This window comes from Streptomyces sp. NPDC052036 (assembly GCF_040680495.1).
In the GTDB taxonomy this organism is placed as follows: domain Bacteria; phylum Actinomycetota; class Actinomycetes; order Streptomycetales; family Streptomycetaceae; genus Streptomyces.
Window position 1 is genome coordinate 23787 of record NZ_JBFAWW010000055.1, and the last position, 7000, is coordinate 30786.

The 7000-nt window shown below is 68.0% G+C and carries 8 protein-coding genes and 1 pseudogene; 2 read left to right on the top strand and 7 right to left on the bottom strand.

The features are described 5' to 3' along the window. Window positions 1-52: 52 nt before the first annotated feature. Window positions 53-400 carry a tetratricopeptide repeat protein gene (locus AB0L95_RS38965; RefSeq protein ID WP_365170923.1) on the bottom strand — a complete coding sequence of 116 codons (348 nt, stop codon included), beginning with the start codon at window positions 398-400 and terminating at the stop codon, window positions 53-55. Between the two features lie 209 nt (window positions 401-609). Between AB0L95_RS38965 and AB0L95_RS38970 the strand changes: the two genes are divergently transcribed. After that, a complete protein-coding gene (locus AB0L95_RS38970; protein ID WP_365170925.1) occupies window positions 610-1575 on the top strand; it encodes a pirin family protein in 966 nt (321 codons plus the stop codon). A gap of 691 nt (window positions 1576-2266) precedes the next feature. Here AB0L95_RS38970 and AB0L95_RS38975 read toward each other — a convergent pair. After that, complete coding sequence (locus AB0L95_RS38975; protein WP_365170927.1) at window positions 2267-2416, bottom strand: hypothetical protein; 150 nt, start codon at window positions 2414-2416, stop codon at window positions 2267-2269. A gap of 126 nt (window positions 2417-2542) precedes the next feature. Here AB0L95_RS38975 and AB0L95_RS38980 point away from each other — a divergent pair, with 126 nt between their 5' ends. Continuing rightward, window positions 2543-3220 (top strand): hypothetical protein, encoded by a 678-nt coding sequence (locus AB0L95_RS38980; RefSeq protein WP_365170929.1) that lies wholly within the window; start codon window positions 2543-2545, stop codon window positions 3218-3220. 335 nt (window positions 3221-3555) lie between these two features. Here the strand turns inward: AB0L95_RS38980 and AB0L95_RS38985 are convergent, their stop codons facing one another. The 5 genes and pseudogenes from AB0L95_RS38985 to AB0L95_RS39005 all read right to left on the bottom strand — a co-directional run bounded on the left by AB0L95_RS38985 (window position 3556) and on the right by AB0L95_RS39005 (window position 6988). Further along, window positions 3556-3936: a transposase gene (locus AB0L95_RS38985; RefSeq protein WP_365170931.1), complete on the bottom strand. Its 381-nt coding sequence runs from the start codon at window positions 3934-3936 to the stop codon at window positions 3556-3558. 289 nt (window positions 3937-4225) lie between these two features. Then, window positions 4226-4492 (bottom strand): hypothetical protein, encoded by a 267-nt coding sequence (locus tag AB0L95_RS38990; protein ID WP_365170933.1) that lies wholly within the window; start codon window positions 4490-4492, stop codon window positions 4226-4228. A 98-nt stretch (window positions 4493-4590) separates the two neighbouring features. Next, complete coding sequence (locus AB0L95_RS38995; RefSeq protein WP_365170935.1) at window positions 4591-5649, bottom strand: acyl-CoA desaturase; 1059 nt, start codon at window positions 5647-5649, stop codon at window positions 4591-4593. Between the two features lie 591 nt (window positions 5650-6240). Beyond that, a pseudogene (locus AB0L95_RS39000) lies at window positions 6241-6401 on the bottom strand (IS5/IS1182 family transposase); the annotation flags it as partial. 161 nt (window positions 6402-6562) lie between these two features. Next, entirely contained in the window at window positions 6563-6988 is a 426-nt protein-coding gene (locus tag AB0L95_RS39005; RefSeq protein WP_365170940.1) for a restriction endonuclease, read from the bottom strand. Between the last annotated feature and the right edge of the window lie 12 nt (window positions 6989-7000).

Consider the following 7000-nt stretch of genomic DNA (forward strand, 5'->3'; position numbering starts at 1 on the left):
CCCGTGACCGGGGGAACCGGTCACGGGCCGTCAGTCCCCGGCCGTCCGGGGATCACACCTCGGCGAAGTCACCCGAGAGCGCCGCGGCGATCCGCAGATGCGGTGCGGCCTCGGCCTCGCGCCCCTGACGCTGGAGCGTGCGTCCGAGCATCAGCCGGGCGTAGTGCTCCACCGGGTCGCGCTCCACGATGCCGCGCAACTCCTCCTCGGCGCGCCGCAGCTGAGCCGAGTGGTAGTAGGCGCGGGCCAGCAGCAGCCTCGGTCCCGTCTGCTCCGGCACCTCCTCGACCAGAGCCTTGAGGACCTGCGCGGCCTCGGAGTAGTCCTTGGCCTCGAAGAACATCCGGGCCCGCTCCCAGCGCTCCGCAGGTGTTCCGTGGTCGTAGTACGTCGTTTCCACTCTGACCTCCTTATGGCCCCCACAACCCCAGTGTTTGATTGAATATTCCACGACCGAGGGCGGGCGGCCGGGCGGGGAGAACCGGCCGGGGAGAACCGGCCGGGGGGCCCGTGCCGATTGGGCCGACTGGTCGGCTCGACGGAACGAGCGAATCGACGGGCGGGTCGCCGCCCTGACGCGGATGTACCGCCGGGTCTAGGTTGGGCGGCATGAGCAATCTCGATCGCGAGGCGGTGCCCGCCGTGTGCGGCGGCCGCGGGTTCGTGGTGGCGGAACCGGTGCGCGAGCTCCTCAGCCCGCGCCAGGTCCGGCTCGGTGAGTCGACTCAGGTCCGACGACTGCTGCCGAACCTCGGCCGCCGCATGGTGGGCGCCTGGTGTTTCGTCGACCACTACGGTCCGGACGACATCGCGGACGAGCCGGGCATGCAGGTGCCCCCGCATCCGCACATGGGCCTGCAGACGGTGAGCTGGCTGCACGAGGGCGAGGTCCTGCACCGCGACTCGACGGGCAGTCTCCAGACCGTCCGCCCACGCGAGTTGGGCCTGATGACCTCGGGACGGGCGATCAGTCACTCCGAGGAGAGTCCCCGGCCCCATGCGCGCTTCCTGCACGGCGCCCAGCTGTGGGTGGCCCTGCCGGACAGCCACCGGCACACCGACCCGCGCTTCGAGTACCACCCCGAACTGCCCGTGATCACGACCCCGGGCCTGACGGCCACCCTGCTCCTGGGCGAGATCGACGGCACACGGTCCCCCGGCACGACGTTCACCCCGATCGCCGGTGCCGATCTGGCCCTGGCGCGCGGCGCGGACGTACGACTGCCCCTGGAGGCGGACTTCGAGTACGCGGTGCTGTCGATGTCCGGGGAGGCCCATGTCGACGGGGTCCCGGTCCTGCCGGGCTCGATGCTCTACCTGGGCTGCGGCCGCACCGAACTCCCGCTGCGCGCGGAGTCGGACGCGGGCCTGATGCTCCTGGGCGGCGAGCCGTTCGATGAGGAGCTGATCATGTGGTGGAACTTCATCGGCCGCATGCAGGAGGACATCGAGCAGGCCCGCACCGACTGGATGACAGGCTCTCGCTTCGGTGAGGTGAAGGGCTACGACGGCGCTCCACTGCCGGCACCTGAACTGCCGTCTGTACCGCTGAAGCCGCGGGGAAGGGTGCCCTGACCTGGGCAAACACGGTGGCGCGACCACGTGGACCGCCGATCTGCGGTTCGTGCTTCAGGTGTCTCCGCCGGAGGTGATGTTCGTTGGTGGTTACGCAGACGGCGGTCGCCCAAGGGTCCAATCCGGGGCAAGCGCGAGCGGACCGGGCGGCGGCGCTCCTACGCTGCAGCTTTAGAACTGCCCAGTCATGCCCCCAACAGGCATCAGTTGCCCGCGCGACTTGAACGCCGGGCCGAGGCCATGCCGCATGCGGCATGGCCTGTCCTGCTCGCGTCGCGGGCAAGGCGAAGAGGGTCAACAAGCGCGTTCCAGGTCGATCTGGAACGCGCCACTTGAGTATCTGGCTGCACCACGATCTGGGGAGTCGCCACGTACCCACTGTGTCCAGCGAGCCGAAGGTCTGGGGCCTCGTGTGACTTTGGGTCGCGTTGGGCCGGGGAGTCGGAGCCCGCTCGACACCCCTTAACGAACTGCTTGAACCTGCCCGATCCGTGCGGCACACCAACAAGGCTTCGTCGCCGCGGGTGCCGGAACTCCTGTTCCCGCTTCTGGAAGAACAGGTCGAGCGGGGAGAGACGTGGTCCTATGCCGTCCGGGATGGCACCGGGCGCGACGTCCGCTGTCGGCCATTCAGGTCTGGTGCAGCTCCGCGGAAGTTCGCGGAGGGGTGTTGGGGCTGATCGTGCGGCCTTCAACGGGGCGCCGTCGTAGGTCCACCTGTACGGCTTCGCGGTCTCGTTGCCGCCGCCTCACCCTCGGTGGCGGCACTCCGCACCCCGGTCAGGAGCGGAGCAACCTCGGCGCGCAGGGTGACGACCAGGTCGGCGAGCTCGGATGCCATCGAACGCTCCTCGCTCGGAAGCTACCGACGGCACGCCAGAGCGATCGATCGACGCTACCCCGTTACCAGAATGGATCAGTCGAGTTGGGCCCTGCGGAATTCGTTTCGTCGGGAAGGACGGACAGCATGGGCAAGAGGGTGTGGATCACGACGGCGCTCACGGTGGCGGCGGTGGTCAGCGGGATCGGCGTCGCCGCGCATGGCGCCCCGAAGGCGTCCAACGGCGGTTTCCCCACCGGCCACTTCAAGATCAAAAATGACAAGACCGGTGAGTGCATCCAGGCCTTCCTCGGCCACGAATCCGACACTTTCGGGGACGGCACCTCCAACCCCGATGCCGGACGGTACATCCAGGCCGCCGGACCCCGACCGTGCGGCAACACCAAGGACCAGGCATGGAAGTACGACGCCGCCCACAAGCGCCTGGAAAGCCTCGGCGTGGACGGGGATCGCTGCCTCGTACTCAACCGCTACTTCAGCCTCGAAGACCACTTGCTCTCGCTAAGCCCGCAGAAGCTGAACACCGACGAGAAGGATCTGCTCACCCCCGTGGAACCGGGCACCGCCCAGGCCGCCAGCAAGACGCCCGGGTGGAACCTATCGCTGGCATGGTGCAAGGAGGCACCCAGCGGGCCCATCAGGACATTCCCTTTCCAGACCAACAAGGGAATGATCTGGTCCGCCTTCACTGGCGGGCCGTTGCCCACGGACGACTCCTACCTGACGGCCGACGTCGACGGCGGCATCACCGGGATGACCAAGGGCCGGCCCGGACAGCAATGGACCTTCCCCGTCGCCCCGTGAAACTTCGCGGATCGCGAAACGCCAGCCGGTGGACGCCGGCACAACCGCTGGAAGTCCGCCCTCAACGAGTTCGACGTCCTGAACGATGTCGGAAAGCCGGGCGCGGGAGAACCGCATGCCCGGTGTGAAGCGGCGGGGACTGGAAACGGAGCAGCAGCCACCGCGCCAGTCCCCGAGTCTGACTCCATGTACTGCTGGAGTAGCACCAGGCCCACGTCGGGCTGCTTTTCCAGCGCGATGTACTGCTCGACCATGTAGTAGGCCGCGCGGTAGGCCTCGATCAAGGTCAGGCTCTCGGGAAGCTGCGCGTCAGTGCCCATGTTGCTCATCATCGCCTACGTGACCTTGAGGGGGGTGCCGTCGTAGGTCCACCTGTACGGTTTCGCGCTCTCGTTGCGGCCGATGACGTTGGTGTCGAGCTTGTCGATGAGGTCGTCGCGGCTGGAGAAGTCGCCGTGACGCAGGACCCGGCGGGTCATCGCGGAGAAGTACAGCTCGATCTGGTTGAGCCAGGAGGCATGCGGCGGGGTCCAGTGCACGGTCCAGCGCGGGTGCTCGGCCAGCCACTTCCTGGTGCGCGTGGCGGTGTGGGAGGAGCCGTGGTCCAAGACGACGTGGATCTCCTTGCCCGGAGGCTGCAGTCGGCACTCTGGGGCTTTGCACCCCAGGCGGGCGGCCGCCCAACGGGGCCGGTCCAGGCAGGAGGCCGCGTTCAACGCGGCGAGGAGAACATCACGCAGCCGTCGTCAAACGCCGGCTCGTTCAAGTTCCGCGAGTGTGGCCAGTAGGCCATGCGCGAGCCGAAGCCCAAGCTGTTGGACAGGTCCTACCGCTGGATCCTGGGCGGCATGTACCGGCTTCTGTGCAGCAGCTTCGGGTTCGGCAATGGCTGGCGGCCCGGAACACAGAGGTGACGCGCTGGCTCGGCCCTCACGCTCGTTTGCGCTCTGAGGCCCTGACGCGCCCTTCCTGGGCCGAAGAAACGCCATCTGACCTGGGGCTTCTCTACCTCTCACTGAACGTGGCGGCCCGCAGGGGACGGGCCGAACCGTCGTCGACAACAACGACCTTGGCGACCTCGCCAACCGCCGGCAGCAGGCGGGCCACGGCCTCGGCATGGTCACGCGCGGGTACCACCACGGTGACGTCTCGTTCGGTGAGTCGGGCGGTCTCGCGCGAGGGCAGCAGGACGCCGGCCGACGGCTGCGGTCTCGGACGCAGGGACTCCTCACTGTCAAGTAGGACGCGACGGTGGCTCAGAGGGGAAGCCAACCTAGTCCTGGCCGGACTACGGCCCAAGGAGCGCGAACCCCTGTGTCCCCGGCCTCGTCCGGGATCAGGCGTCCGTGCTGCCATGAGTACCGCCGGTGTCACCCCTTGCGCTGTCGCCTGATCGGCTCCCCAACCCGATGCATGTGGATCAGGGCCTCGCGGTAGGACTGGATCAGTCCGGTCTCGTGGTACGGCACGCCTGTCTCTGCGCAGTACTCGCGCACGATGACCTGGGCCCGACGCAAATTCAGGGTGGGCATGCTCGGGAACAGGTGGTGCTCGATCTGGTAGTTGAGCCCCCCGAGCATCACGTCGGTGAGCCGGCCGCCGCGCACGTTGCGGGAGGTCAGTACCTGGCGGCGGAGGAAGTCGGGGCGCTCGTCACCGGTGAGCGTCGGCATGCCCTTGTGGTTGGGGGCGAAGGCGCAGCCGAGGTAGACGCCGAACAGGCACTGGTTCACGGCGAGGAACGTCACCGCCTTGCCGGGTGAGAGCACCAGTAGCAGGGCCGACAGGTAGCCTGCGATGTGCAGGAGGAGCAGAGTGCCCTCCAGCAGCCGGTTCTTCATGGACGGCGAGCGCAGCGCCCGCAGGCTCGCGACGTGCAGGTTGAAGCCCTCCAGGGTCAGCAGCGGGAAGAACAGCAGCGCCTGGTGACCGCCGAGGAGGCGGGCCAGACCACGGCTGGTGCGGGCCTGTTCGGTGGACCACACCAGGATGTCCGGGGCGACATCCGGGTCGAGTTCCTCGTGGTTGGGGTTGGCGTGGTGGCGGGTGTGCTTGTTCATCCACCAGCCGTAGCTCATACCGATGGCGAGATTGCCGAACAACCATCCGCCGATCTCGCTCGATCGTCGTCGCCGGAACACCTGCCGGTGGGCCAGGTCGTGGGCCACCAGGGCTATTTGCCCGAAGACCACCGCCAGACAGGCGGCCACCACCAACTGCCACCAGCTGTCGCCGAGCGCGAAGAAGCAGCCCCAGCCTGCCGCGAGTAGCCCGGTCACCAGACCGAGGCGCGCCGTGTAGTAGGCGGGGCGCCGCTTCATCAGGTCGGCCTCGGCTATGCGCTGGGACAGCCTTGCGAAGTCGCTGCCGCTACCGGAACGGGTGGTGAGCGTCTGAGCTGCGACGGATGGGTCGGTGGAAGTCGTCATGTCACAGAGTCTGCGGACCGTCGTCCGACCGGGGAAGCGGGCCAGGCACCGGGTGCGTGCGTGGGATTTCCCCATGGTTCCCGGGGGGCTAGCCCCACCCCTATGCCGTTGGCCTGCGATTACTTGGAACATGTCGATCGAGGCAGAGTGGAGCGCCGACCCCGGCAGGGGGCGCGGCGACGGCGGCGGGCGGACGTACGCGCCTGCGTGGGAGCAGCGCTCGCCTGTCCCGGCCGGCCGAGCGTCCCGGCCGGTTCGTGTTCCCAGACGGGGAGCGTGCTGTCCGTCTGGTGCGTCCGGAACACCGCCGCGCCGCACACAGTGCCCACTCGATTCGGTTCCGAGGACGGGACTGCCGCCACCGCGTCCCCACCTGGCGCCCCGCGCGCTCGACCGAGTCGTGGGACGAACTGGTCGACAGCGCCGGGGAAAGCGTTCGCCGGACGTGGTTTCCGCTGGTCGGCCAGTTGGTCGGTCTCAGCGTGGTGCCCGCACTGCCCCAGACCGACGCTGACGCAGGCGGCGCCACCGCCCGTCAGGGTGATGCGGCCGAACGGCAGTGACGGGTGAAGAGACCTGCTTGTTCCTGCGTCACCCGGCCAGCGTGAGGTTGTGCAGGCGAGCGATGCCGGGTACGGCGTCATGGAGCCGTCGCCTTTCATGCGGCAGTCGCACAGGATCTTCCAGGACTCCGTGCGGGCGAAGGCGTGCTCTACGCGGGCGCGGACTTTGGGGTGCGAGGTGTTGTGCTCAACATGCGTGCCAAAGGCCGGATTCGTGGAACCTCTCCCGGGTGGCCTGAAGCCGCCTGCCCGCATGGTCGACTCGGACTCGCCGGCCGAGGTCCACCGACCATCCTGCATGCGCTGTACCGGGCTCTTGCGACGGACTTGCGTGCGGCCTGAGACGATGCCTACGCGCTCGGCGAGCTCCTGGGCCGACTTGGGGTGAAGGTCGATGTGGTTACCCTCACTTCGGTGTCCGCCTCGTGCGCCTGGAAGCAGGTGACGGCGAACCGTGCCATATCCGTTAAGCCCACGGTCTTCGTGGCGCGGTATCGCTTGGCCTGGGTTACGTACTTGTGCGCCCCGACGCCTCCGACGTAGGTCTTGGCTACGACATCGGCGCCTTGGTCGCCAGGGCCTCCGGTGACGCACAGCTCCATGATCCGGTGAACAGTGGTAAGTGGCTGTTGTCGTACCGAAGTTGAGGTTGGCGTTTTGGCTGGTCGTGTGTCACGAACGCTGAAGGAGGCGTCGATGTAGGAGCTTCCGGAAGCGGTGCTGTGCAGGAGATGGAGGCAGGTCCTCCGGGGTCGCTCTGCAGGGGGAGGCTCCAAACCACCGCAGGC

Coding starts and splice junctions, on each gene's coding strand:
- AB0L95_RS38970 (WP_365170925.1), top strand. CDS start 610: ATGAGCAATCTCGATCGCGAGGCGGTGCCCGCCGTGTGCGGCGGCCGC.
- AB0L95_RS38975 (WP_365170927.1), bottom strand. CDS start 2,416: ATGGCATCCGAGCTCGCCGACCTGGTCGTCACCCTGCGCGCCGAGGTT.
- AB0L95_RS38980 (WP_365170929.1), top strand. CDS start 2,543: ATGGGCAAGAGGGTGTGGATCACGACGGCGCTCACGGTGGCGGCGGTG.
- AB0L95_RS38995 (WP_365170935.1), bottom strand. CDS start 5,649: ATGACGACTTCCACCGACCCATCCGTCGCAGCTCAGACGCTCACCACC.